We start from the raw sequence: 24679 nt of genomic DNA on the forward strand, positions 1-24679 counted from the left end.
GTTCAGCCCTGGTGACGGCTATCGGCGGCGAGATTGTTCACATTCTGTGCGGCGGCGGCCCGGCGGGCGCTGGGGGCCCAGTTCGAGGGCCAGAGTTGCAGGGCCAGCCGGGTATAGGCTTCATCGAGGTAGAAGCCGGCGTAGCTGCGGCGGCGCCAGGCGGCCATCTTGTGCGGTGCCAGTTGCAGCAGGCCCATGCAGCCATACAGCGCCAGCATCGCCAGCAGGGCCGTCACGCCGAACGCGGTGCGCGGATCATCAGCGATGTGCAGCGGCAGCAGGTGCGCAACCAGGGCGCCCACCGTCAGGCCACCCGCACCCAGCAGGCCCAGCAGCCAGCTGCGCAGGTAGCTGCTGCCCGGCGCCGTCGGGCACCACAGCAGCGGCGCCCAGGCCAGGCCGAGGATGCCGCTCCACCACCACGGCCAGGCCGCGTGCGGGCTCAGGCTGTGCAGGCCGAGCACCAGGGCGATGCTCGCCAGCGGCGCCAGGATCACGCTGGCAGCGCCGGGCAAGGCCGGGCTGTGCAAGGCGGCCAGACGCGTTTCCCGCACCACCGACGAAGCCGACAGGAAGGCATGGGCCTTGTAGAGCGAGTGCCCGATCAGATGCAGCGCGGCGAACAGGTACAGGCCTGCTGCACACTCCAGCAGCATGAATCCCATCTGCGCCACGGTCGACCAGGCCAGCTTGACCTTGATACTGATGCGGGTCAGCATCACCAGCCCGGCCAGCAGCACGGTGCCGGCGCTGACGATGAGCAGCACGGCGCGCGCGGCGATGGCCTGGTCCAGCAAGGGGGCAAAGCGCACCAGCACGAAACCGCCCAGGTTGACCACGCCGGCATGCAGCAAGGCCGAGACCGGGGTGGGCGCTTCCATCACCTGAATCAGCCAGCCGTGCACCGGCAGCAGGGCCGTGCGCAGGATCACCGCCAGGATCAGGCACAGCGCGCTGACCTGCAGGCTCACGGACATGCCATGCTGCGCCAGGTGCGTCCACAGCGCCGAGAAGGAGCCGCTATCCACCGTCGTCCAGGCCAGCGCGGCCGCTACGATGAGCAGGCCATCGGCGAGGCGGTCGGCGATGCTTTTCTTGTAGGAAGCCAGGCGCGCGAACGGACGATCAGGGTAGAAACACAGCAGCCGCTGCAGCGCCAGGCCCACCGCCGCCCAGGCAGCGATCAGCACGACCCAGTGGTCGGCCAGCAGCAGCAGGTGCACGGCGGTCAAGACGGCTGCCAGCGCGGCGGCATACTGGCGCTGGCCCTGTTCGCCTTGCAGGTAGCGCGCCGAAAAGCTGCCGATCACCGTGCCCAGCGCCTGCACCAGCAGCGCCAGTATCAGCCCGAAGGTCGACAGATGCAGCACACCCGGCCAGGGCGCGCCGTCACGCCCGGCGATCAGGGTCAACAAGGCCGGCAGCAAGGCCAGCAGGGACAGCGACTTGAACAGCGTCCATACGCGCGGCGGCGACAGCCGGGACAGGCCCAGCACCAGAGCGGCGGCCAGCATCAGCGCCGGCGGGGCCCAGGCACTGTAGGCGAGGAAGGGGATGGTCGTCATGACAATAAACCTCATGCATTGGAATGGGGCCATGATGCTTGCCATTGATCGTTCTGTAAATTACATTTATCAGAACGAATACATTGATAAATACGAACGATGCGTCTAGAACAGCTTAACTTTCATCATCTGCGGTATTTTTGGCGTGTCGCCAAACTCGGTCATCTGACGCGGGCGGCCGAGGAACTGCACACCTCGCAATCGGCGGTTTCTGCACAGATTCGTCAGCTGGAAAAACAGCTGGATGAAGATCTCTTCCTGCGTGAAGGCCGCCGTCTGACCTTGACCGACACCGGCCAGTTGGTGTTCAACTATGCCGACAACATTTTTGGCCTGAGCCAGGAAATGCTGGGCCGGCTGGAAGGCCGTTCAGCGGGGGTGACGCGCCTGCGGGTGGGCAGCGTGGCCACGCTGTCGCGTAATTACCAGGAAAACTGGATCCGCCCCATGCTCTCGGACCCTTCGGTCGCGCTGACGCTGGAATCGGGCCTGCTGGAAGGCTTGCTGGAGCGCCTCATGCAACATCAGCTCGACGTGGTACTGGCCAACGAGACCGTGCCCTCCGATCCGGATCGCCCGCTGCACTGCCGCTTCCTGGGCAGCCAGGCGGTCTCGGTGGTGGGCCCCGCGCACCGCTGGGAAGCCCGCAGCCTGCGCATTCCGCAAGACCTCGAAGGCGTCGATATGGCCCTGCCCGGACCGCGCCATGCGCTGCGCATGCAGTTCGATGCGCTGTGCATCTCCAGCGACGTACGCCCGCGCATGCGCGCCGAAGTCGACGACATGGCCATGCTGCGTCTGATCGCACGTGACAGCGGCTGGCTCACCGTCCTGCCCGAGGTGGTGGTGCAGGACGAGTTGCGCAATGGCACCCTGGTAGTGGCCGGGCAGACCAGCGAACTGGTGGAGAGCTTCTATGCCATCACCACGCCCCATCATCACTACGATGAGTTGCTTGACCGCCTGCTGGCGGGCAGTCCGCATCCTTCCTGAGTTGCGTTGATCGTCCTGATCTCCTGCTCGACGCAATACCGGGCAGCAATAAATGCTACTCATGGGTAAAATGTGGGAAAATTTGCGCAAATATATGCAGTCAAATGCCGATATTGCCAAGGTAGTAATCGCGTACACTTGCGCAACTCAGGGGAGCAAGCCCATCCGGGCGTGCTGCTTCATCATAAGAAACCCGGCGGACACGATGAGGAAGGCACTTTTCAGGTATCGCGACGAGCTGGTGAGGATAGAACTCAAATGTCTGGCCGACTCCGGCAGTGGCTGGACCTGGGACGTCTATATCAATGGCCAGTTGCAATTCTGCGGCGAGGATGCCCCGTTTGCTTTCGCTGAAGAAGCCATGTCGGCTGCGCACCAGGCCAGCCGCCACATGATCGATCTCCTGCACGCCACCCTCTGAGCGGCGCGGGTGCCTCCTGCCTGCGCTCTGCCCCCTTCTGCACCGTTTCCCTTCCGGCTTTGCTTCTTTCGTTTGAGCTTGCAATTTGCATCCGGCCTTATTATTATATATTTCAATATAATATTGAAATGCATAATCACCTTTCATGACCAACCCAGCTCCGCTGCAAGCCGAACAAATGCGCCAGGCCGCCGGCCAGGCGGTGGCGGCGCTCAAGGTGCTCGCCAATGAAGACCGCCTGCTGCTGATGTGCCAGCTCTCGCAGGCCGAAATGTGCGTGAGCGAACTGGAACAGGCGCTCGACATCCGCCAGCCCACGCTGTCGCAGCAACTCGGCGTGCTGCGCAATGAAGGCGTGGTCAGCACGCGGCGTGAAGGCAAGCGTGTCTACTACCGCGTTGCCGATCCCCGGCTGCTGGAGATGTTGGGCCTGATGTATCAACTCTATTGCCCCAAGGAGTGAGCATGGACATTGCCTGGAATGCCTTTACGCCCGGCGCTTCGCTGGCAGGCGGCCTGTTGATCGGCGTGGCTGCGGCCGTGCTGGTGCTCTTCAATGGCCGCATTGCCGGCATCAGCGGCATCGTCGCCGGCCTGCTGATGCCGCGCGCCAAGGACAACATCTGGCGCGCGCTGTTCGTGCTGGGTTTGCTTGCCGCCCCCCTGCTCTATGCCCTCGTGACTGCCCTGCCTGCGCTGCGCATCGATGCCGGCTATCCGGAAATCGTCCTGGCCGGCTTGCTGGTGGGCGTGGGCACGCGCTACGGCGCCGGCTGCACCAGCGGCCATGGCGTGTGCGGGCTGTCGCGCTTTTCGCTGCGCTCAGCGCTAGCGACGGTGAGCTTCATGGCAGCCGGATTCCTGAGCGTCTATCTGTTGCGGCATGTACTGGGGCTGCAAGGGGCGCTTTCATGAGCTTGATGCGCCATATCGCCGCGCTGGTTGCCGGCTTGCTCTTTGGCCTGGGCCTGATTGTTTCCGGCATGGCCAACCCGGCCAAGGTACTGGATTTTCTCGACCTGGCTGGTCATTGGGACCCTTCCCTGGCGCTGGTGATGGGCGGAGCCATCGCCATCGGCATCCCCACTTTCGCGCTGGCGAAGCAGCGGTCGCAATCGCTGCTGGGCGCGACCATGCAATTGCCCACCGCGCGCCGGATTGACCGCCGGCTGGTGCTGGGCAGCGTGCTCTTCGGGATCGGCTGGGGCATCGCCGGCATCTGCCCGGGGCCGGCACTGGTCTTGCTTGGCATGGGCTCCATGAAAGGCCTGGCCTTCGTGTTGGCCATGCTGGCAGGCATGCTGCTGTTCGCCTGGGCAGAGCGGTTTCAGGCGAAATGAACGGTATTGCGCGCAGAGTCGCCGTGCGCGGCGACCGTTGCCGCAAGCAGCTTATGTGAATGTGAAGAAAAAACACCAGGAACCCTCATGGACAAACTGCATATCGAAGGCCATTTCGACCCCGCCACCAGCACCGTCAGCTACATCGTGCTGGACCGTGCAAGCTCGCAATGTGCGCTGGTAGACAGCGTGCTGGACTACGATGCCAAGTCCGGCCGCACCTCCACCGGCAGCGCCGATCACCTGATAGCGCGCGTGCAGGCGCTGGGCGCAAGCGTGCAATGGATTCTGGAGACCCACGCCCACGCTGATCACCTCTCCGCCGCGCCCTACCTCAAACGCAAGCTGGGCGGGCGCATTGCCATTGGCGAGCACATCCGCCAGGTGCAGCAGGTGTTCGGCAAGCTCTTCAACGCCGGCACAGAATTCGAACACGACGGCAGCCAGTTCGATCACCTCTTCACCGATGGCGAGACCTTCCGGATCGGCCAGTTGCAGGCCCGCGTGATGCACACCCCCGGCCATACCCCGGCGTGCGTCACCTACGTGGTGGAGGAAGCGGACCAGATCGCCGCCTTCGTGGGTGACACGCTCTTCATGCCCGACTATGGCACGGCGCGTTGCGACTTTCCGGGTGGCGATGCACGCCGGCTGTTCCGCTCCATCCATGCGGTGTTGTCGCTGCCGCCGCATACCCGGCTCTACATGTGCCACGACTACCAGCCAGGTGGTCGCGAACTGCGCTTCGTGACCACGGTGGCCGAAGAGCGCCTGCACAACATCCACGTGCACGAAGGCATCAGTGAAGACGCCTTCGTGGCCATGCGCAGCGCCCGTGATGCCACGCTGGACATGCCGGTATTGCTGCTGCCCTCGGTGCAGGTCAACATGCGCGCCGGACAGCTGCCGCCGGCCGAAGCCAATGGCGTGCATTATCTGAAGATCCCGCTCAACGCCCTCTGAAGCGGCGTGCGCGGCGATCAGGACAAGTCTGCCATCGCACCTGATCGCTCCGGCTGACGGCGCTTCGCCCGCACCGGGGAGGCTGGCTCAGCCGCAAGTGCCGGTGCAGCATTCCTACGCAGGCTCGCCGGGTTTTCCTATTCCGCCGTGCTGCGCAGCTTCGCATAATCGCTCATCCCTGCATCACCGAGCGATCCGCCTTGCCACCTCTGCCCACCACTTTTCGTTTCAACCGGCCGCTGCGCCTGGCAGCGCTCCTGGCCGGCCTGTGGGCGCCCGATGCCCGGGCGCAGCGGGAGGTCTGGCAGAACGTCCTGCATCCCGCCGGCGTGCAGGCGGAAACCATCGCCCGGCTCTGGCACTTCACGCTGCTACTGTGCACGGCCGTGTTCGTGCTGATCCTGCTCGCTTGTGGCCTGGCACTGTGGCGGGCGCACCAGCGCCGTGCCGCCCTGTCCACCCTGCCACCGCGCTTGCCCTGGCTGATCGGCTGGGCACTGGGCTTGTCGGCCATTGGACTGATAGCCCTGTTCGGCGCTGATGTGGTGGCCAGCCGTGCGCTGGACCAGTTGCCCGGCGCCCAGGCCCTGCATATCCGGCTGACGGCCCGCCAGTGGTGGTGGGAAGCCCGCTACAGCGATCCGCTCGACGGCCGCCAGTTCGTCACGGCCAACGAGCTGCATCTGCCGGTGGGCCGCGCCGTACTCATCGACCTCGACAGCGAAGACGTCATCCACTCCCTGTGGCTGCCCAACCTGCACGGCAAGCTCGACCTGATCCCCGGCAAGCATGCACAACTGCGACTGCGGGCCGACCAGGCCGGACTCTATCGCGGCCAGTGCGCCGAATTCTGCGGCCTCGAACATGCCCGCATGGCCCTGCTGGTGCAGGCCGAGGCGCCCGAGGATTACGCGCGCTGGGCCGCGCAGCAGGCGCGTGCGGCGCAGTCCTCCCATGCCTCCATCGATGCCCGCGGCCTGGCCATCTTCAACGCCAACGGCTGCGCGCAATGCCACACCATTCGCGGCACCAGCGCAGCCGGACGCGGCGGCCCCGACCTCACCCACCTGGCCAGCCGCAGCACCCTGGCGGCCGGCATCTTCCCCAATGAGCGCGGCTTCCTGGCGGGCTGGATCAACGATGCCCGCTCGCTCAAGACCGGCGTCATCATGCCCCCGGCACATCTGCCGCCGCAGGACATGGCGGCCTTGCTGGATTATCTGGAGACCCTGAAATGAACGCCACGCTTGCCTCGCCTGCCGATCCCGCGCCAGACGCGCAGGCCCGGCTGCTGGAACAGACCTGGGCCGATCCGCCCGGTCTGTATGGCTGGCTGTGCGCGGTCAATCACAAGACGATTGCGCGCCGCTTCATCGTCACCACTTTCGCCTTCTTCCTGCTGGGCGGACTGCTGGCGCTGGCGATGCGCCTGCAACTGGCACGCCCGGCCTCGGACCTGATCGGCGCACGGCTCTACAACCAGCTCTTCACCATTCATGGCACGACCATGATGTTCCTTTTCGCGGTACCGGTGATGCAGGCCATCTCGGCCTTCCTGCTGCCGCTGATGATCGGGGCGCGCAGCGTCGCCTTCCCGCGCCTGAATGCCTTTGCCTATTGGATCTTCCTGTTCGGCGGCCTGTTGCTGTATGGCGCCTTCATCGCCGGCAGCGGTCCGGACGTGGGCTGGTTTGCCTACGTGCCGCTGGCCCTGAACCAGTATGCCAGCGGCAAGGGCGTGGACATCTGGGCGCAGATGATCACCTTCACCGAGCTGTCGGCCCTGATCGAAGCCATCGTCATCATCACCACCCTGCTCAAGCTGCGTGCTCCCGGCATGAGCCTGCGCCGCCTGCCGCTGTTCGCCTGGGCCATGCTGGTGACCTCGGTGATGGTGCTCTTCGCCATGCCGGCGGTGATGCTGGCCAGTACCGGACTGATCACGGACCGGCTCGTCAACACGCAGTTCTACAGTCACCAGAACGGTGGCGACGTCCTGCTGTGGCAGCACCTGTTCTGGTTCTTCGGGCATCCGGAGGTCTATCTGATCTTCCTGCCGCCGCTGGGCATCATTTCCACCGTGGTTGCGACTTTTTCGCGCCGTCCGGTGGTGGGCTATCCGGCCATGGTGCTGTCCCTGATCGCCACCGCCTTCCTCGCCTTCGGGCTGTGGGTGCACCACATGTTTGCCACCACCCTGCCAGTCAACGGCAAGCTCTTCTTCACGGCGGCCAGCCTGCTCATTGCGCTGCCCACGGCGCTGCAGATCTTTTGCTGGATCAGCACCCTCTGGCTGGGTCGGCCGGTATTTCGCACGCCGCTGCTGTTCGTGCTGGCGTTCTTCTTCATCCTGATCATGGGCGGGCTGACCGGGCTGATGCTGGCCTCGGTGCCGCTGGACCTGCAGCTGCACGATACCTACTTCGTGGTGGCGCATCTGCACTATGTGCTGCTGGGCGGGGCCATCTTCCCCTTGTTCGGCGGGTTCTACTACTGGTTCCCGAAGTTCAGCGGGCGGCTCCTCGGCGAACGCCTGGGACGCTGGAATTTCTGGCTCTTCTTCGTCGGCTTCAATGTCTGCTTCTTCCCCATGCACCTGCTGGGCCTGCAGGGAATGACGCGCCGCGTGTATACCTATCCGGCGCAGATGGAACGCTGGGAAGTAAAAATAGGTGGCTTTGCCAAAAAATTGAAGTAATAGATGGTGATTGTTGAAAATGGCTGCATTCTTCTTCTATCAACCTACGATTACTTCTTATACTTCTTGGCGCTAAGATGCCAACACACTTTTACTTCCTCTATTCATACGGGAAATATCACCCGTGTTATCGGGATTCAGTGTCCTTAACTCGAAGCACATTGATCACGGCTGGATCTAAAAAGGCCTGACTGGATGAGGTAGCAAAGCCGACGCATTCAATTAGCTGTTGACGGCTCCATGGGTCTTGTCGCCGCCAACTAACGTAGGCCCTAAGTATCGAGACGTTCTTTTCGACGACCAAAGCCTCCGCAAGACCGGCCAACTTGCAGATCCTTATTAGCGCGTCTTGAATTGCCGTCACATCCAAGCAAGCTGCCCCTATGAGCCCAGATGAATCAATGTGTCAACCCGTCGCCCCCAGAGAGGAAACCAACGGCCATCCTCGCGTATCGCCTTCCGTTACCTTGCGAGTATTTTTCGCCATCTCTTTATTACATGCACCAAACTGCACAAAGTTGACTTGGGACTCTATCAGGCTAGAAGGATTGGCGCCGTGGGCATGGGGATAGTACAACTGCAGCTCGTCATCCTCCCAGAAACAGATGGGACAAATTTCGTACGAACCGGGTGGTGCAGGAAACACCTCATAGCCACAGCAAGCGCAGGCAAACATAATTTCCGATTTTCTAGTATGTCTCGTTGTGGCCGAATGCAGACTTCATAATAATTTCACTGCGTCGCAATTACGTGGAGTTGCGTTCTCATGGAAGATATCCGCCAGGTATACACAAAGCTCATTTTCGACTATGTCGTGGGGCAGAACAAAATCCGCTGGTCTGCGCTTTCCGTCCGTCCCAAGGTAATACGCTTGCCAATCACCGCACGTGCCTGTGACAGCGATAAGCTTTCCAAAAATACTGAACCTTAACTCTTTCATTAGCGCCCTCCATATTCATGCGTGTCCGATCTTGGCGGAAGCTGCATATCGCTGGAAGCCCGTATAGACCCATTGCAGACGTTTGATGCCCGAATGTGAACTTCGATGCAATTCATGATGCCCATCGTTCAAATCTCAAACCAAAAACTGTTCGCAGATTCGCTTACCAACGTGTGCCAAGCCGCCACTACCTTAGCTGTTCTCCCATTCGCTAATTTCTAATGCGTGTGTCTCTACCCACGTATCTAAAGCACATACGATGCTGCTCAACGATACACCCAGCGGTGTAAGCGAATATTCGACATGTGGCGGAACGGTCTTGTAGCTCATGCGGGTCACCAGGCCATGTTGCTCAAGCCGGCGCAAGGCCTGGATCAGCATTTTTTCCGATACGCCACCGATGCGCCGTCTCAGCTCAGCTGTTCGGTACGTCTTCTCGCTTAACGCGTGCAAGACGAGCAGGGTCCATTTCTCCGCCAGCAACGCCAGCACTTCCCGCGCTGGGCAATCCGCCAGGAACACGCTGCAATCAATCTGGCGAAAATTTTTTCTCTCTTTTTCCATACTTACCATTAGGTTAGTACTTTAACTATCGTAACTTTGGGCTCACTATTATCAGCTACGAGCCGCCTATCAGGGCTGTTTATCTTACTTTTATGGTGATAGTGATGAAACTGATTGTCCTTATTTTCGCATCCCTGCTCTCGGCAATGGGACCGGTAACCGTCTACGCTGCAGGTGTCCCGCAATTGATGGAGGCTCAGAATTTCTCTCAAGCTCCTGGGATCTATCGGATCCTGGTTGGTGACTTCAAAGTCACTGTGCTGACCGACGGCACAACCCCTGTGCCTTTTGACCAGATCATGCATGGCATAGATAAGCACGCCCTTACTGCCCAATTTCGCAATGCCGGGGAGCCGTTGAATCGTGAAACCTCCATCAATGCCTTTCTGATCGATACCGGCGAACGACGCATTCTGATCGATAGCGGTGCCGGCAAGGTCTTTGGTTCTTGCTGTGGCCATCTAGTCGAGACGCTCAAGACCGCCGGCTATGATCCAGCATCCATTGATGCCGTGCTCTTGACGCATGTCCATGGCGACCATTCGGCAGGTCTAACCAAGGACGGTGAAAGGCAGTTTCCCAATGCGGATGTCTTCCTGGCTAAGAGCGAGCTGGATTACTGGATGAGTGAGTCCGCCAAAGCGCAGGCCAAGGCCAGCCACCAGCAGATGTTCGTTGAAGGACGGGCAGCACTGGCACCCTATATGGCGGCGGGACGCATCAGGACATTCAGCGGAAGAACGACTCTGTTCCCGGGCATCGAAGCCATTCCGGCGCCGGGCCACACGCCGGGTCATAGCTTCTACAATATCGAAAGCCGAGGTCATCGGATGCGGGTCGTCGGCGATATCATCCATGCTGCAGAGGTGCAACTTCCCCATCCGAACGTGACCGTGGATTTCGATGCGGACGAGGCGCAGGCCGCCCGAACCCGGATAACAGCGCTGGAAGATCTGTCGCAGTCGCATGAACTGGTAGCGGGACCGCACCTCTCCTTTCCTGGACTGGGGCATATCCTCCGCGCCGGAGATGGCTTTGCCTGGGCGCCCATTCCGTATTCGGCCGTCGTGCGGGACGTGGGCAACTGAGGACAGATCCTCTTCGTCGCCCCTCAGTCCGGCAAGGAACGGATTGCCTCCAACAGGAAATTCGCCGATTTGGGCGCCGGCCTGGAACGATTAGTGATGGCGTAGACCTTGTTGGCCGTAGGCAAGTCGATCCGGCGCATCTGTATTTCCTTGTCTGCGTGCCCTGCCTTGGCCGTGAAGTGATCGACCACGGCGATGCCGATACGCGCCTCTACCAGCGATCGCGCCAAGGTATAGGTCTGCACCGTGACCTTGACATCGGGAGGGGGAGACACGCCTGCCAACCACGCTGATACCGACGCTCCCAGATGGGAGCGGATGTCGATGGAGATGAAAGGCTGCCCCGCAATCTCATCAGGCGTGATCGGGGTATCGAGTCGCTCTTGCGGCCACCACTTGGCCGGCGCGATGGCATAGATATCACAGTCGCACACGACCGTGGTGATCAGGTTGGGATGCGAGATCGGCTGCATGGTCAGGGCGATATCGACCTCGTTGAGCAACAGCGAGTACAGCAGTTCACGGGTATGCGAGGCCGACAGCAGGCATTCTGAATCGGGATGCGCCTGGCACCACAATGCCACGGCCTTGGGTGCAAGATGATGTGCAATGGCCGGCGTGGCCGCAATGCGCAAGGGCGCCTCGCTCCCGCTGGCGAGATTGCTGACCACCCGCCGGATGCGCGCCAGTTGTTCATCAAAAGGCTGCAATTCCTGCTGCAGCCGTAATGCTTCCGGGGTGGGAACCAGCTTCCCACCCGAACGCAGAAACAAGGCAAAGCCCACCGTTTGTTCGGCGTGTCGCAGCATCTTGCTGATGGCCGGCTGCGTCACGTTGAGCAATCTTGCCGCCCCGATGGCGCTGCCGGTCTGCATGATGGCGCTGAAAATCTCGATATGACGCAGGCGCATGGCAGCTCCAGACAATGGGCGAACAAGTATATAACCTGAAGTTATGGGGCAGCAATTTCTTCTCATTGGACGATGGCCAGCCCGCTCTCCTATAGTCGACACATGCAGATGATGGCGCGGCTTGCCGATCATCCGACATCAAGAACATCGACGATATTGAGGAGAAGATGCCAATGGCAACTACGCGAGCGCAGAAAATGATCTGCCTGTCGGCCCTGTTCCTGGCCTGGGCCGTGGGCTATTCAGACCGCATCGTGATGAGCACGGCGATCATACCGATCAGCAAGGAATTCGTCCTGGATGCGCAACAGGCCGGCATGGTGCTCAGCGCCTTCTACGTCAGCTATGCGCTCATGCAACTCATGGGCGGATGGCTGTCCGACCGTTACGGCTCACGCATCGTCGTTGTCATGTGTGTGGTGGCCTGGTCCTTGTTTACCGGGCTCACCAGCATGGCCTGGTCATTCGCCTCACTACTGCTGATCCGCTTCCTGTTCGGCGCCGGAGAAGAGTGCTTCTCCCCTGCCCGCTCGGTCACCGTCGGGGAAGTCTTTCCGCAACAAGAGCGTGCACGCGCCAAATCCTTTCTGATCTCCACGGTCTTTCTGGGCAATGCGGTCGGCTCAGGAATGGTGGCGCTGACGGTGGTCTATCTCGGCTGGCGCGGCACCTTCCACATTCTTGCCTTCATGGGCGTGATCGTGGCCGCGATGCTGTGGCTGGCGCTGAGAAGCGGCATGGCCGCACAACAGGAAAAAAGCGCCGCGCGTCCGAAGAATCAACTGCGCGAGCTGGTCAAGAATCCCACCGCCTTGCGCCTGACCGCCATCTGGTTCTGTACCAGCATCGTCTATATCGGGATGATCTCCTGGATGCCTTCCTTTCTGTTGAAGGTGTATCAGATCGATCTGCTGCATATCGGCATCGCATCGGCGATCCCTTATCTGCTGGCGTTTCTGGGTACCAATGTAGTGGGCTGGCTGCTGGACAAGCACGGCAAGGGGCGTGAGAAGTACTTCATGATGGGTGGCGCGCTTGCTTGCGCGGTGTTTCTGGCGCTCATGATCTCGACCTCGGTCATCGAGTTGCTGGTGGTCTACTGGACCTTGTGCCTGCTGTCCTTCAATTTCGTCTACGCCACCGTTTTTTCCGTCCCGCTGAAGCACTTCCCTTCGCACCTGATCGGCAGTGCCACCGGCCTGATGAATTTTGGCGGCCAGTTGGCAGGCTCAGTCGCTACGGTAGTCATGGGCAGCCTGATCGTCGCCTTCAATGGGGCTTACCTGGCCGCCTTCTGGTTCCTGGTGGGTTCTGCCCTGCTGTCCTTCCTCATTGCCATGACCTGGCGGCTGGCGCCGCCAGCGGCATCCATCCCGGAGACGTCGTCTTCCCACACTTCCTGATTCTTTTCAACAAGTTCATACGAGACATACAGATGCAAAACAGTCCAGAATTCGATCTGCTGATCACCGGCGGAACGATCATCGATGGCAGCAAGGCGCCACGATTCCACGCCGACATCGGTGTTCGCCATGGCCGCATTGCCGAGATCGGCAACCTATCGCATCGCCAGGCGGCGCAAAAAATAGACGCTAGTGGAAAAATCGTCGCGCCTGGCTTCATCGATTCCCATACCCATGACGACCAGGCAGTGCTATCGCAGCCCGACATGACATTCAAGATCTCGCAGGGTGTCACCACGGTGATCACAGGGAACTGCGGTATCAGCATCGCACCGCTGCGCGCCGGCACACCCTTGCCAGCGCCGCTCAGCCTGCTCGACGATGCCGACGGGACCCGCTTCGAAACATTCAGCAGCTATCTGGACGCCTTGCGCCAGACGCCATCGGCAGTCAACGTGGCGGCCATGGTGGGCCATTCAACTTTGCGCGTGATGACGATGGATTCGCTGGAAAGAGAAGCCCGACCAGACGAGATCAGCGCAATGAACGCCCTGCTGGATGAAGCACTGAAAGCCGGCGCCATCGGCATTTCCACCGGGACCTACTACCCGCCAGCAGCGCATGCGAGCACCCAGGAAGTCATCGATGTGTGTCGCCCCATTGCTGGGACCGGCGCACTCTACGTCACGCATATGCGCGACGAGGCTGACAAATCGATGGAGGCGCTGGAGGAGAGCTTCCTGATCGGCCGGGAACTGGATGCACCGGTGGTGATTTCGCACCACAAGTTGCAACGTGCACATAACTTCGGCAAGTCTTCCGAGACCCTGGCGCGCATACGCCAGGCCATGCAATGCCAGTGCGTGGCCCTGGACTGCTATCCCTACAACGCCAGTTCCACCATGCTGCACCGGGATCCCAAGCGCTTGGTTGGGCGCATCTTGATCAGCTCGAGCAAGCCGTGTCCGGAGCAGGCTGGCCGCGAGCTCGATGCGATCGCCGCCGAATGGGGCGTGAGCAAGGAAGAGGCCGCAGCGCGCCTGCAACCGGCCAGCGCCGTCTATTTCGGCATGGATGAAAGTGACGTGCGCAACATCCTCGCTTTCGACGAGACCATGATCGGATCGGACGGCATCCCCACCGGTGAAAAGCCGCATCCACGGCTGTGGGGAACCTTCCCCCGCATCCTGGGGCATTACAGCCGGGATCTCGGGCTCTTCGATCTGGAAGTAGCCGTCTGGAAGATGACGGGCCTGACAGCGCGCAATTTCAAGCTCCACGAACGGGGCACGCTGGAGGTCGGCCATTACGCCGACATAGTGGTGTTCGACGCGGCCACGATTCGGGATACCGCCAGCTATGAAACACCTGCAGAACCCGCTCAAGGCATCGATGCCGTCATCGTCAATGGCGTACTGACATGGCGCCTCGGACAACACATGGGGGCAAGGGCGGGCCACGTGATTACTCGTCACGTGGCGGGAAAGCGGAGCGATCGAGCGCCCTGCCGGTCTGAGACAACCTGCTGACCAGGCAACCAGAGGACCGATCATGAAATATCACGCCAACAACACTTCATCATTTGCGCGGGCGTCGTCAATTGTCTTCACCGCCATGCTGCTGGGCGCCATGACGCAGACATCCTTCGCCCTGAGCAAAGAAATGGCAGGCCAGCGCAAGCTGGCGCAAGACCCGGTCTTCGAAGCCTCCATCACCGATCTCCAGGCGGCGCAGGATGCCGGGCGGATAAGCGCACGCAGCCTGGTGCTGGCCTATCTCGCCCGTATCCGGGCCTATGATCAGCAAGGCCCGTAACTCAACACCATCGTCACGCTCAATCCCAAAGCGCTGGAAGAGGCAGACCAGCTCGACCGCGAGCGTCGCCAGTCAGGACCTCGCGGTCCCTTGCATGGCATACCTATCCTGGTCAAGGATAACTACGACACCGTGGACATGCCCACCACCGGCGGGACACTGGCCCTGGCCACTCTCCAAGCCCAGGCGGATGCTTTCCAGATCAAGCGTTTGCGCGAGGCCGGCGCGGTCATCCTCGGCAAGACCACGATGCACGAACTGGCTGCCGGAGTGACTACAGTCTCCTCCCTGACAGGATTCACCCGTAATCCCTATGACCCGCGACGTGCTCCCGGTGGCTCCAGCGGCGGCACCGGTGCTGCCGTGGCGGCAAGTTTCGCTGCGGCGGGGATGGGCAGCGATACCTGTGGCTCGATTCGTATTCCGGCAGCGCATCAGAACCTGTTCGGCTTGCGCACTACCCGCGGATTGGCCAGCCGCAGCGGCGTCATGCCGCTCTCCTCGACTCAGGATGTCGCCGCGCCGCTGGCAAGGTCGGTGGAAGATCTTGCGATCATGCTGGATGCTACGGTGGGCAGCGATCCGCAGGACAGCTCCACCGTGGACGCCAATCGACACGTCCCCACGTCGTATCGGGATGATTTGCGGGCCGACAGTCTGCAAGGTGCCAGGATCGGCGTCCTCCGCGCACTCTTCGGCACCGCGCCCGAGGATGCGGAAGTTTCTGCCGCCATCAACAAGGCCCTGCAACAACTCAAGGACCAGGGCGCAATTGTCACCGACGTCACCATCCCGGAACTCGACGGCCTGCTCAGTGGCAGCAGCATTATTCCCTATGAATTCAAATATGACCTGGGCGCTTATCTCCAGAGTCATCCGGGTGCTCCGGTCAGCAGCCTTGGCGATATCCTGGCGCGGGGCATGGAGCACGAACTGCTCGAGGCCGGATTGCGCCTGCGCAACAGCGTGGATCTGCAGAACCCGAAAGACAAGGAGGAGCTGGAGAAGGTCATGCATAAACGGAGCACCTTGAAGAGCCTGATGACCGATGTCATGCAGAGAAACCATCTCGATACGCTCGTCTACCCCACCATCCAGCGCAAGGCCGCCTTGCTTGGGGAGCCGCAAGGCGGCGCCATGAATTGCCAGCTGAGCGCCGCGACGGGATTGCCGGCGCTTGCCTTGCCGGTCGGCTTTACCGAAGACGGCTTGCCGGTATCGCTGGAGCTACTGGCGCCGGAATTTGCAGAGCCCGCCCTGCTCGGCCTTGCCTACGGATGGGAACAAAAGATCGGTCCACGGCGACCGCCGTTCAGCACACCCGCCCTGGTCGCAGGCAAAGCGCCGGGATTCAGGCGCGTCAAGCCCATCGTGCTGGAGCAGCCCGGTGATGCATCGGTACGCGTAGAGCTTTCCTACGACCCGGTCACCGCCCGGCTGGACTATCACGCCAGCGCCAGGAATGTAGCGGCGTCCGATGTGATCAGCCTGGCGCTGCAGCGCGGCGAGGCCGACAAGCCGGGGCCGGTGGTGGCAAACCTTCTGCGGCAATACCAGAAGAACGCCAAGGCATCGATCGTACTGCAGGGAAAAGACCGGGAAGCGCTGCTGGCAGGGAAGCTCTACGTGGATTTCTATACACGAAGCGCTCCCTTGGGGACAGGCCGCCAGCCACTGGTGTTCGCTGATTGACGATGCAACTGGCCGCCGCCGATCTTACTACCCGACATCAAGGAATACATATGTCAGGAAGAAATCATTCGTCAGCCAACACGTAACGAGGAGAGGCAACCAAGGAGGGCGGCCACGAGGCGCCCATTTCATCTCAAACGGTTCAAGCTCGTTGTTCACGCTCCCCATTCTCACTGATGAAATTGACTTCATCATCCTCAGAATTTTGGATACTGTTGGGCTTCACAAATATCGCAATGAAGACGGCAACAATCGCCGCGGAGATAAGGAACCAGAATGCATAGTCGAAGCTTTTGGTGACTGAGAGCGTCGCCCGAGTCCTTCGGAGAAGAACCGACCACCCCGCCGGCCAACTCCTCAATTTGTGACGCTCCGCCAATTCCTGTCGCAACTGCCGCCGGTGCGCCGTCAGCTGCGTGCCAGCGGGGACCTCATCGCACCATTGTTCACCGAGCTTCTGGATCAGTTGAAGCAAGCGCTGCGGGATGGTCAGATCGAGCCCCAAGGCCACGCCGACAGCGCGCAAGCCGCGCTGGAAACCGCCGGCATGGTCAATTGCGGCGAAAACTTCAAGCAGACGATATTCGAGACGGTCGGATTCAGCGTAGCCGCGTTAGCCAGCGTGGCGCGACCGGATCCCGCCGATGCGAAAAGAAGGGAGCGATTGTCCACATCAACGGTTTTTGTCTGCACACCGCGCGGCACTGAGGCTGGCCGGGACCGAGGGTGCAAGCCCGTTCAGCACCCCGCCGCCACGCAATGCGACGCACTTCGTCTACCAGGTCGACGCCGACCTCTACCGCCGAATTGATCATGTGCGTGGTCTGCATCGTCGACAACATCGGCCTCCCCCACATCCGCACCGGGCTAGTGATGAATTCGGACCTGGCAACGGGCGACGCCGACTTTCCCGATGCCGTCAGCGCTGCCATTGCGGCCAGTCCCAATCTGTCACGCTCGCTCACACCACAACGCTGCACTTTCTTTCCGGCTCACCTGGAGGTGGGCGGGTCGCCGCTGCCGGAGCCGGAACTGTTGTAGGTGCTGGCACGACACTACCAGCAATTCAGCTTCTCGGCGGTGCATTAGCCTACGGAACTGGTGAGGTCGCCGGGACACCCATGCTCATGGATGAACACGGCCGCCCGGCCCGCCATCCCGTCGGAAGGCCGACGTTAAACCTGATAGCACTTGCTAGCGGCTTGACCGCCGAACAGCCGAGTCACCGGCCCCTTCTATGAAGGCTTGGGTACAGAACGGCCGGACCAATTCCTCGGTGCTTCGGCAGCAATCAACCGCCGGGCTTGTCAAGGCTGTCCTGCGATGATGTCCCGGGTTCATTCCCCGACCACCACCCTGCCTTACTTGCCGCCACCCGCCCTGGGCCAGGCAGCATCGCCCCCCCCGCATCCGTTCCATCCGACGCATCGGGCAGAGTCGCCAGAGCAGACCTCCACGCGAGCAGCAAAGCCGGGCGCGCGGGTTTCGAACACCTGGTGGAAGAAGGGCGCGGTCGAATCAATTTCGACATCGACAGTCCCACTGCCTTCTGCCTTCTGCCTTCTGCCTTCTGCCTTCTGCTGCAAAGGTGCGCGAATGACTTTGCCCGCTCGTGCGGCAAGACGCGCTTGGCCGTTATCTCAGGCGGGGGATGGTCGGGTATCCCGTGACTAGGCGCCCCTGCCCTTGAATTTCGCGCTGTATCAGGATCTTGTCGACCCAGGCAGCCTTGTCACGTTCTGCTTGCTCCGCCTTTCGTTCCGCGGTGACCAACAGATTCTCCAGCATTTCGACTTGCCTTCGGGCAGTCGCTGCCTCAGTCCTGGCCTCGATAAGCGCTTGCTGAACTGTATCAAGCCGACGTTCGGCGTCAGCTTTTGTAAGACCCAAATCCTGTAGCTGGAGGTTTTTTTGATCACACTCGGAAATAACCTGGTGCAGTTCATTTGGGGCGTGAGCCAAGCCTTTGCGAAGCCGATCAAGTTCGGCCGCCTGTTGCGCTAGGCTGGCCTCCTGGCGCCTATAGGCGGCAATTTCCTGCTCCAGGCGGGCAAGACACTGCTCAAAAGCTTGCCGTTCTTCGGCGCGTTGCCGCGCAGCCGCTTCCTGGAAGTGCTCAAACTGCGCGCACGCCTGCGTCAATTGCTGATTCAGGGCATGAACTTCTGTGGCGCGATCAGCCAGCCGCTGGTGGAGTCCGGCGTTCTCAGTCTGTGCCGCAGTGAGGGCGAGCGCCCAGAATGGAGCTCTTCATGGCTCATGCTCAGAGACTGCTGGGCCCGGGTGCATTCATCGGCCAATGCGTTGTGGGCTTGCCGCAGCCGTAAGCTGCCATCAGAACACGGCAAAGACATCATCAGCGAAATAGCCCAGGTCCTCCGGGAGCATCGCTAGCCAGGCGAGGACTGGACTCTTCTGCAATAAGCTGTGAAGCCTCAGGCCAGGTCACGCAATTCATTAGCGATGGCGGCGTCGATTCGCCCGGCTCCCTCCGCAATGCGGATGCTGCGCAGGTAAAGCGTGCGATAAAACGCCAGATCCTCATCGCCCAATGCGGCCACGGACAGCATTTGTTTCATGACGGTGGCAACATCGCCACGCGATACCGGACCGGGCATGCTTGCCGCGACACCAGCGCTCTCCATCGCAGAAATCGTACCGCGCAGCAGTGGCAGCAGCGCACGCAAGGCGGCTTCTTCCGATGCTCCCCATGAGCGCCAGATCCTGATGGCCTCGTCCAACAGGACGTTGACGTACTGAGATGCATACGCCGCTGCCGCGTGATATCGGCCGCGCGCTCCTGCGGGGATACGGTTTACCTCACATCCAAGCAACTGGGCAATATCCGCCAACCGCGCGCCCAAGGCCTCTCCCGCTTCGATGGTCACCACGCAGCCAGGCAAGGTCCGGGCCGCTGTGAGCGCATCGCCAAAGGTCTGCATCGGATGGAAGCCGCCGATATCCGCACCATCGGCAGCGGCCTTGCCGAGCACCGATATCTCGGTGGCACCGCTGCAATGCACGACGCTACTGCCCGGGCGCCAGGAAAGACCCTCCACGGTCGGCGCTATCAGCGCGTCCGGCGTGGTCACGAAAATGAGGTCGCAGTGATCCGCTACCCCCTGTGCGGTGAGTACGCTGCAAGAGCGCATACGCATGGCCGTCTCGGCGGTCCGCGTTACCGAGCGGCTCGCCAGCGCATGGACATTGCCGCCGTGCGACTCCAGGCTCCAGGCGAGCGCCGTGCCAAGACGGCCCAGTCCTATGATGCCGATCTTGAGACGCCTTGCATCAGCGCGAGTGACAAGCGAGGTCATCGCACGATCCCGATGGGTTCTTTCTTCCCGCCGCGGAACGTTGACAGCGTAAGCGCGCCCTGGAGAATATCGCCCTTCTCATCGAAAGCGATCGGTCCCGTCAGCCCCTTGATCTGTACTTTCGACACCTGCGGGAGATAGATGGCCGGATCCGCGGAGCCTGCCTTCATCATCGCGGCCACCAACACATTGACGGCATCGTAGGCGTTGGCTGCATAGAGTTGCACATCTACCCCATACCTCCGGCGGAACTCGGCCTTCCATTCAAGCATCTTTTTCTCGAATTCACCTTCTACGCCTCCGGCCTCTGCGCAGTAGACGACATCGTCCCCTAGAGCATCGCCTGACAGCTTCGCCATTTCACCAGTACACAGGCCATCGCCGCCAAGGAACTTGAGGTTGATTCCGAGGGCCTTCATCTGCCTGAGCATCGGTCCGCCTACTGCATCCTGGCCACCGAAGAAAATGACGTCGGCATGTGCCGCTTTCAATTTGGTCAGGATGGCATTGAAGTCGGTCGACTTGTCGGTCGTGAATTCGCGACCGACGATGCTTGCGTTGGCGGCTTTAGCCGCCTTCTCAAATTCGTCCGCAACACCTTGACCATAGGCAGTCCGGTCATCAATGATGGCGATCCTGCGGGCCTTGAGCGTGTTCACGGCAAAGCGAGCCATGGCGCCGCCCAACTGGATGTCGTCTGCCACCAGGCGAAACGCTGTCTTGAAACCCTGGCGCGTGTATTTGGGATTGGTCGAGGAGGGCGATATTTCCGGAATGCCAGCCGCACTGTAGATCTTTGATGCGGGAATGGTGACGCCCGAATTGAAGTGGCCCACGACGCCATTGACCTTCATGTCGACGAATTTCTGGGCGATGGCTGTGCCTTGCTTCGGATCACCGGCATCGTCTTCCGATACCATTTCCAGGCGGACCCTGGTCTGCCCGATCACAAGGCCGCTCGCGTTGAGATCATCAATGGCCATCTTCACGCCCAGCTCATTGTCTTTTCCCAGATGCGCTATCGCGCCGCTCAGAGGCGCAGCAGTCGCGATCCGGACCACCGGGATATCGTCAGCCTGTACGGGCTTTGCGGAATCATTCATCTTGCCACAGGCCATCAGTAACATCGATACGAGCAACACTGCAGTCCACTTTTTGTCCATGACGTTGTTCACCCGATTGAGGTTGATGAAACACCGTGACGCCCACGAACATCGTCACGGTGACTCTGCCACTCTCTCAGGCCCGTTCCCACGGGATCGCAAATTCGAGATTAAGCGGGAGCAGGCCCTGTGGCAGCGTCAACATTATGGTGAGCAAATCCAGCGCGCCCTTTTACTGAACGGCCGCGTTTTATTGAAAAGTGCCCCGGTCTTCGCTTACCGGTCACCTGATGGCGAACGAGGATCTTTTTCTGGCGCAATTTTTGCTTCAGCCAGAAGACGATGACATCAGTTGGAGCCTGTCTATGTTGCCTTCAAAGTGGAAGCGGTACTCGGACTTTTACCAGGGCTCGGTCTACCAGACCTTCCCGCAAGAGCATCTGAGCAGTCCAGGGAAATTGCGATACGACCTGATCAAGGTGCAGCAGGGGCCGCACAACTTCTCTGATCCGGAAGTACCGGAAACGATTCTCGCCTTACCCTATCGTGTGAAGCAGCGCTGCACCTGGCGCTGGTCGATGGCCGGCCGACGCCACGAGGAAGCGGCCGAGCCCGGACGGCTGCTGGTCGTCCCGTCCGGTGTACAAAGTGAATGGGAAATTGATGGCGAGCGCGAGATTCTGATGCTGGTCATTCCCGATGCTACGGTACAGGCGGTGCTCGGCCAGACGCATGGTCGAAGCATCCGCGAGGCTTTTCGAAGGCTCAGCGAGAACTCATGGGAAGACACGTTCCTGAATGTATTACTACACCGGATGTGGAGTTGCGTCTCGGATGGCGCAGCCGCCAGCCGCCTGCTCAGCGACGGTTTACTGATTTCCGCCCTGTCGCAGCTGATGATCAAGGCCGATGCGCCGCTTGAGGCGGATCCGGCGGTGGCGCTGCCGCGCTGGCGACTCCAGCGGGTGATCAGTTTCGTGGACAATAATATCGACAGGAATGTGAGTCTGGAAGAGCTCGCGGCGGCGGCCGGTTTGAGTCGTCGCCACTTTGCCCGCAGCTTCCGCAGCGAGGTGGGCGAAACGCCGCATCGCTGGCTGATGGAGCGCCGACTTGAAAAAGCCAAGACATTGCTCGCCTCAACGGAGCAATCCCTCATTGATATCGCAATGAGCTGTGGCTTTGCCAGCCAAAGCCACTTCTCTACCGCCATGAAGCAAGCCACGGGCATGAGCCCGTACCACTGGCGCCAGCATCGCCGCGATCAGATCACATCGACACGCCAGCCATAAGGATCCTTGCCTGGCTGGGTATGCAGGCTGGTAATGGCAGCGTGCAGGCGTGCCGTTACTTTTCCGATCCGGCGTGCGCCGACTTCCAGCGTTTGGCCGCGATAGGTCAGTTGACCGATTGGCGATACCACGGCTGCGGTTCCAACGCCCCATATTTCTTCAATGGTGCCGTTGCCAATCCCGGTCATCACGTCGTTGATGTCAATTGGCCGCTCGCTGACCTGCAGTCCCCATTTACGCAGGAGGGCCAGCGCCGTCATGCGTGTGACGCCAGCCAGGATCGAATCACTGAGGGGCGGGGTGATGATTTCGTTGCCAATTCTCAGCATCACGTTCATGGTGCCGACTTCTTCCAGGAATCTTCGCTCCGTCGAATCCAGCCACAGCACCTGCGTGTAGCCCATCGATTTGGCCTCTTCACTGGCCAGAAGACTAGCGCCATAGTTGGCAGCGGCCTTGGCGGCGCCGATGCCCCCGCGAGCGGCGCGTACATGCTTGTCCGAAACGAGGATGCTGACCGGATTGGCGCCCTCTGCATAGTACGAACCGACCGGTGACAGGAAAATCATAAAGGTGTATTCGCTGGCCGGGCGTACGCCCATCAGCCCTTCCGTTCCGATCATCGTCTCGCGCACGTAGAGCGCCGTTCCTTTCTGGCGCGGGACCCACCGGCGATCCAGATCCACCAGCTGAACCATGGCAGCCAACACGCTCTGCGGATCCACTGCGGGCATACACAGCCGGGCCGTCGACTTGTTAATGCGTTCGATATGGTCGAGTGGCCGGAACAGGCGGATCACATCGTCGTCGCAGCGGTAAGCTTTGAAACCGTCGAAGATCGATTGCCCATACTGGATGGCCGCACAGGACGGATGCAGGCTGAGCGGGCCAAAAGGAACGATCCTGTGGTTGTACCATCCCAGGCCCTGCTTGTAGTCCATCAGAAACATGTGGTCGGTAAAGTAGGCGCCGAAGGTATTTCCCACGTCCTCTGGTATCGGCTTAGGGTTCTGGCTGGTCGTGATTGGAAAGGGCATGTCATCCTCAGTCAAACTGTGCAAGGGAGATCGGAATGGCTGCCGGTGCCGGAGAAGCAATCGGAGCCTGTTCACAGTGAGGCATATTAGGGAGGCAGTGCGCCTTTGGCTTTCATCAACGGGCCCGGCTTTACAGCAGAGAGACATGCTGCGGTGGGGCGCGCCGTCATCTTCGCTTGGACAGGAGCAGGCCGTACTTAAGGATTGAAAGTACGCAGGTAAGCCAGGATGTCATCGATCTGCTTGTCGCTGCCCATCCCCCAGAAACGCATCTTGTTGCCCAGCACGACCTCGCTGGTCGCCTTGAGGTAGGTACGCAGCTTGTCTTCGGTCCAGATGAAACCGGCCGAGACCATCGCCGGGGAATACTTGAAATCGCTGGTGAACCCGGCCTTGCGCCCGATCACGTTGGTCAGGCTACACGCCCCGCCCCTTAGGACAACGGATGCTTCGCCAGCCTCGTTTTGACACGATAATATTAGTTATCTTTTATTTTAAAAATTAAAACTGACGTTTTAACCTTACATAACGTTAGGACTGTATGTAATATAGGGATATTCGTCCGCCAACGGAGCCTCTCTATGTCCCGCCCCGCCATTGCCTCCCCCGATCAGATCCGTTCGACCATCCTGTCGATGCTGGCCGAGGCCCATGACTCATCCCCGCCGACCCGCGAGCGCTTTCGCCGCATCGTCTCGGTACGCAAGTTGAAGGATCGGCTTGGCGGCGGCGATCCGGCGACGCTCGGCCGGACCATAAACGCGATTGAATCGGAAATTATCAGCGCCGGCTTGGCCGACATGGCTCTCCCAGATATACCGGCAGATATTTCCGATCTCATGCGCCAGCTTTGGCAGGCGGCGGTGTCTTCGCAGCTCGATGATGTCGTAAAGCTCAAGCTCGAGGCCCAGCAATCGATCGAGACCGCCCAAGAGACCGTGGCCGAGGCAAATATGCGGGTGGATATGTTGCGCGAAGAATTGGATGCGATACGCGCGCTTCTTTCTATGCGGGACCAAGAGGTGGCCCAAGCACGCGCCGAGTTGGTGGCAGCACATGCGAGCGTGGCATCGATGCAGGTAGATTTGAAGTCAACCCAGGCCGCACTGCATGAGTCACGTGAGCAAAGTGCCGCTGCCGCACAGATTCATCAAGAAAGCCTGGTGGCAGCACAGCAGCGATATGAAGGCTTGTCCAAGCAACTGCTCCAAGAAACGGCATTGCAGCGGCAGCAGTTTCAACAGGAACAGAGCCGGCTGAGCTCACAGCTAAAATTTGCAGAGCGACGCATTTCGACGCTAGAAGAAGCTATTTCTCATGCCGAAGCGGACGCTGCTTCAGAACGCGATAAGCGACAGGCCGCCGTGGGTGAAGCCACCGCACTGAAGGCTGTCAACGCAAGTCAGCGTTCCCAACTGGAAGAAATCATGCGCTCCACTCTGGCCAACGCTGCAACAACGCGGCACCGGCGCTCGCCAGCACCTGCCGAGCCCCCAGGCAGCAAGCAGCCAGCACCCCGCCGCAAAGGCGGCTGATC

General features: G+C 60.6%; 25 protein-coding genes and 1 pseudogene. 17 read left to right on the forward strand and 9 right to left on the reverse strand.

Going from position 1 to position 24679, the window contains the following annotated elements:
• Nucleotides 1–2 precede the first annotated feature (2 nt).
• Complete coding sequence (locus AACH55_RS12660) at nt 3–1565, reverse strand: NADH-quinone oxidoreductase subunit L (protein ID WP_338714833.1); 1563 nt, start codon at nt 1563–1565, stop codon at nt 3–5.
• 99 nt (nt 1566–1664) lie between these two features.
• On the opposite strand from AACH55_RS12660, the gene AACH55_RS12665 reads away from it, so the two are divergent.
• From AACH55_RS12665 to AACH55_RS12705, 9 genes and pseudogenes are all read left to right on the forward strand, one after another.
• Entirely contained in the window at nt 1665–2558 is an 894-nt protein-coding gene (locus tag AACH55_RS12665) for a LysR family transcriptional regulator (protein ID WP_338714834.1), read from the forward strand.
• Between the two features lie 205 nt (nt 2559–2763).
• Entirely contained in the window at nt 2764–2979 is a 216-nt protein-coding gene (locus AACH55_RS12670; RefSeq protein WP_338714835.1) for a hypothetical protein, read from the forward strand.
• Nucleotides 2980–3124: 145 nt separating this feature from the next.
• Nucleotides 3125–3442, forward strand: a complete 318-nt coding sequence (locus tag AACH55_RS12675) for a metalloregulator ArsR/SmtB family transcription factor (protein ID WP_338714837.1) — start codon at nt 3125–3127, stop codon at nt 3440–3442.
• 2 nt (nt 3443–3444) lie between these two features.
• Nucleotides 3445–3894 carry a YeeE/YedE family protein gene (locus tag AACH55_RS12680; protein ID WP_338714838.1) on the forward strand — a complete coding sequence of 150 codons (450 nt, stop codon included), beginning with the start codon at nt 3445–3447 and terminating at the stop codon, nt 3892–3894.
• A gap of 5 nt (nt 3895–3899) precedes the next feature.
• Entirely contained in the window at nt 3900–4319 is a 420-nt protein-coding gene (locus tag AACH55_RS12685; RefSeq protein WP_338714839.1) for a DUF6691 family protein, read from the forward strand.
• Between the two features lie 87 nt (nt 4320–4406).
• Nucleotides 4407–5282, forward strand: coding sequence for an MBL fold metallo-hydrolase (locus AACH55_RS12690; RefSeq protein ID WP_338714840.1), 876 nt, complete (start codon nt 4407–4409; stop codon nt 5280–5282).
• A gap of 200 nt (nt 5283–5482) precedes the next feature.
• A complete protein-coding gene (locus AACH55_RS12695; protein ID WP_338714841.1) occupies nt 5483–6520 on the forward strand; it encodes a c-type cytochrome in 1038 nt (345 codons plus the stop codon).
• Nucleotides 6517–7932, forward strand: a pseudogene (locus AACH55_RS12700) (cbb3-type cytochrome c oxidase subunit I); the annotation flags it as partial. The gene AACH55_RS12695 and the pseudogene AACH55_RS12700, both read left to right, overlap by 4 nt.
• 814 nt (nt 7933–8746) lie before the next feature.
• On the forward strand, nt 8747–8911 hold the full coding sequence (locus AACH55_RS12705) for a hypothetical protein (protein WP_338714842.1): 165 nt from the start codon (nt 8747–8749) through the stop codon (nt 8909–8911).
• 201 nt (nt 8912–9112) lie between these two features.
• Here AACH55_RS12705 and AACH55_RS12710 read toward each other — a convergent pair whose 3' ends face one another.
• On the reverse strand, nt 9113–9484 hold the full coding sequence (locus tag AACH55_RS12710) for a helix-turn-helix domain-containing protein (RefSeq protein ID WP_338714843.1): 372 nt from the start codon (nt 9482–9484) through the stop codon (nt 9113–9115).
• A 104-nt stretch (nt 9485–9588) separates the two neighbouring features.
• Here AACH55_RS12710 and AACH55_RS12715 point away from each other — a divergent pair, with 104 nt between their 5' ends.
• On the forward strand, nt 9589–10572 hold the full coding sequence (locus AACH55_RS12715) for an MBL fold metallo-hydrolase (RefSeq protein WP_338714844.1): 984 nt from the start codon (nt 9589–9591) through the stop codon (nt 10570–10572).
• A gap of 23 nt (nt 10573–10595) precedes the next feature.
• On the opposite strand, the gene AACH55_RS12720 is transcribed toward AACH55_RS12715, so the two are convergent.
• The gene (locus AACH55_RS12720) at nt 10596–11483 is read right to left on the reverse strand and encodes a LysR family transcriptional regulator (RefSeq protein WP_069372991.1); all 888 of its coding nucleotides are present in this window, start codon (nt 11481–11483) and stop codon (nt 10596–10598) included.
• A 173-nt stretch (nt 11484–11656) separates the two neighbouring features.
• Between AACH55_RS12720 and AACH55_RS12725 the strand changes: the two genes are divergently transcribed.
• The 4 genes from AACH55_RS12725 to AACH55_RS12740 are packed head-to-tail and all read left to right on the forward strand — an operon-like array spanning nt 11657 to nt 16393.
• Nucleotides 11657–12886 carry an MFS transporter gene (locus tag AACH55_RS12725; protein WP_338714845.1) on the forward strand — a complete coding sequence of 410 codons (1230 nt, stop codon included), beginning with the start codon at nt 11657–11659 and terminating at the stop codon, nt 12884–12886.
• A gap of 32 nt (nt 12887–12918) precedes the next feature.
• Complete coding sequence (locus AACH55_RS12730; RefSeq protein WP_338714847.1) at nt 12919–14415, forward strand: D-aminoacylase; 1497 nt, start codon at nt 12919–12921, stop codon at nt 14413–14415.
• Between the two features lie 22 nt (nt 14416–14437).
• A complete protein-coding gene (locus AACH55_RS12735; RefSeq protein WP_338714849.1) occupies nt 14438–14701 on the forward strand; it encodes a hypothetical protein in 264 nt (87 codons plus the stop codon).
• 9 nt (nt 14702–14710) lie between these two features.
• A complete protein-coding gene (locus AACH55_RS12740; protein ID WP_338720286.1) occupies nt 14711–16393 on the forward strand; it encodes an amidase in 1683 nt (560 codons plus the stop codon).
• A gap of 142 nt (nt 16394–16535) precedes the next feature.
• Here AACH55_RS12740 and AACH55_RS12745 read toward each other — a convergent pair whose 3' ends face one another.
• On the reverse strand, nt 16536–16898 hold the full coding sequence (locus AACH55_RS12745; protein WP_338714851.1) for a hypothetical protein: 363 nt from the start codon (nt 16896–16898) through the stop codon (nt 16536–16538).
• A gap of 254 nt (nt 16899–17152) precedes the next feature.
• Between AACH55_RS12745 and AACH55_RS12750 the strand changes: the two genes are divergently transcribed.
• Entirely contained in the window at nt 17153–17434 is a 282-nt protein-coding gene (locus AACH55_RS12750) for a hypothetical protein (RefSeq protein ID WP_338714853.1), read from the forward strand.
• A 594-nt stretch (nt 17435–18028) separates the two neighbouring features.
• On the opposite strand, the gene AACH55_RS12755 is transcribed toward AACH55_RS12750, so the two are convergent.
• The 3 genes from AACH55_RS12755 to AACH55_RS12765 form a co-directional block, all read right to left on the reverse strand.
• Nucleotides 18029–18535, reverse strand: coding sequence for a hypothetical protein (locus AACH55_RS12755; protein ID WP_338714854.1), 507 nt, complete (start codon nt 18533–18535; stop codon nt 18029–18031).
• Between the two features lie 293 nt (nt 18536–18828).
• Entirely contained in the window at nt 18829–19710 is an 882-nt protein-coding gene (locus AACH55_RS12760) for a DUF2520 domain-containing protein (protein ID WP_338714856.1), read from the reverse strand.
• Nucleotides 19707–20873 carry a branched-chain amino acid ABC transporter substrate-binding protein gene (locus AACH55_RS12765; protein WP_338714858.1) on the reverse strand — a complete coding sequence of 389 codons (1167 nt, stop codon included), beginning with the start codon at nt 20871–20873 and terminating at the stop codon, nt 19707–19709. Before AACH55_RS12765 ends, AACH55_RS12760 begins: the two co-directional genes overlap by 4 nt.
• Nucleotides 20874–21103: 230 nt before the next feature.
• On the opposite strand from AACH55_RS12765, the gene AACH55_RS12770 reads away from it, so the two are divergent.
• Nucleotides 21104–22105 carry an AraC family transcriptional regulator gene (locus tag AACH55_RS12770; protein ID WP_338714859.1) on the forward strand — a complete coding sequence of 334 codons (1002 nt, stop codon included), beginning with the start codon at nt 21104–21106 and terminating at the stop codon, nt 22103–22105.
• On the opposite strand, the gene AACH55_RS12775 is transcribed toward AACH55_RS12770, so the two are convergent.
• Entirely contained in the window at nt 22078–23142 is a 1065-nt protein-coding gene (locus AACH55_RS12775) for a branched-chain amino acid aminotransferase (protein ID WP_338714860.1), read from the reverse strand. The genes AACH55_RS12770 and AACH55_RS12775 overlap by 28 nt on opposite strands.
• A 197-nt stretch (nt 23143–23339) precedes the next feature.
• Nucleotides 23340–23549: a hypothetical protein gene (locus tag AACH55_RS12780; RefSeq protein WP_338714861.1), complete on the reverse strand. Its 210-nt coding sequence runs from the start codon at nt 23547–23549 to the stop codon at nt 23340–23342.
• Nucleotides 23550–23723: 174 nt separating this feature from the next.
• Between AACH55_RS12780 and AACH55_RS12785 the strand changes: the two genes are divergently transcribed.
• Nucleotides 23724–24677 (forward strand): DNA-binding protein, encoded by a 954-nt coding sequence (locus AACH55_RS12785; protein ID WP_338714863.1) that lies wholly within the window; start codon nt 23724–23726, stop codon nt 24675–24677.
• Nucleotides 24678–24679: the final 2 nt, after the last annotated feature.

It is taken from the genome of Herbaspirillum sp. DW155 (genome assembly GCF_037076565.1).
Taxonomy (GTDB): domain Bacteria; phylum Pseudomonadota; class Gammaproteobacteria; order Burkholderiales; family Burkholderiaceae_D; genus Herbaspirillum.

Coding starts and splice junctions, on each gene's coding strand:
- AACH55_RS12670 (WP_338714835.1), top strand. CDS start 2,764: ATGAGGAAGGCACTTTTCAGGTATCGCGACGAGCTGGTGAGGATAGAA.
- AACH55_RS12760 (WP_338714856.1), bottom strand. CDS start 19,710: ATGACCTCGCTTGTCACTCGCGCTGATGCAAGGCGTCTCAAGATCGGC.
- AACH55_RS12720 (WP_069372991.1), bottom strand. CDS start 11,483: ATGCGCCTGCGTCATATCGAGATTTTCAGCGCCATCATGCAGACCGGC.
- AACH55_RS12680 (WP_338714838.1), top strand. CDS start 3,445: ATGGACATTGCCTGGAATGCCTTTACGCCCGGCGCTTCGCTGGCAGGC.
- AACH55_RS12770 (WP_338714859.1), top strand. CDS start 21,104: ATGGCGAACGAGGATCTTTTTCTGGCGCAATTTTTGCTTCAGCCAGAA.
- AACH55_RS12715 (WP_338714844.1), top strand. CDS start 9,589: ATGAAACTGATTGTCCTTATTTTCGCATCCCTGCTCTCGGCAATGGGA.
- AACH55_RS12765 (WP_338714858.1), bottom strand. CDS start 20,873: ATGGACAAAAAGTGGACTGCAGTGTTGCTCGTATCGATGTTACTGATG.
- AACH55_RS12775 (WP_338714860.1), bottom strand. CDS start 23,142: ATGCCCTTTCCAATCACGACCAGCCAGAACCCTAAGCCGATACCAGAG.
- AACH55_RS12735 (WP_338714849.1), top strand. CDS start 14,438: ATGAAATATCACGCCAACAACACTTCATCATTTGCGCGGGCGTCGTCA.
- AACH55_RS12675 (WP_338714837.1), top strand. CDS start 3,125: ATGACCAACCCAGCTCCGCTGCAAGCCGAACAAATGCGCCAGGCCGCC.
- AACH55_RS12690 (WP_338714840.1), top strand. CDS start 4,407: ATGGACAAACTGCATATCGAAGGCCATTTCGACCCCGCCACCAGCACC.
- AACH55_RS12750 (WP_338714853.1), top strand. CDS start 17,153: ATGCGACGCACTTCGTCTACCAGGTCGACGCCGACCTCTACCGCCGAA.
- AACH55_RS12785 (WP_338714863.1), top strand. CDS start 23,724: ATGTCCCGCCCCGCCATTGCCTCCCCCGATCAGATCCGTTCGACCATC.
- AACH55_RS12725 (WP_338714845.1), top strand. CDS start 11,657: ATGGCAACTACGCGAGCGCAGAAAATGATCTGCCTGTCGGCCCTGTTC.
- AACH55_RS12660 (WP_338714833.1), bottom strand. CDS start 1,565: ATGACGACCATCCCCTTCCTCGCCTACAGTGCCTGGGCCCCGCCGGCG.
- AACH55_RS12730 (WP_338714847.1), top strand. CDS start 12,919: ATGCAAAACAGTCCAGAATTCGATCTGCTGATCACCGGCGGAACGATC.
- AACH55_RS12710 (WP_338714843.1), bottom strand. CDS start 9,484: ATGGAAAAAGAGAGAAAAAATTTTCGCCAGATTGATTGCAGCGTGTTC.
- AACH55_RS12705 (WP_338714842.1), top strand. CDS start 8,747: ATGGAAGATATCCGCCAGGTATACACAAAGCTCATTTTCGACTATGTC.
- AACH55_RS12685 (WP_338714839.1), top strand. CDS start 3,900: ATGCGCCATATCGCCGCGCTGGTTGCCGGCTTGCTCTTTGGCCTGGGC.
- AACH55_RS12665 (WP_338714834.1), top strand. CDS start 1,665: ATGCGTCTAGAACAGCTTAACTTTCATCATCTGCGGTATTTTTGGCGT.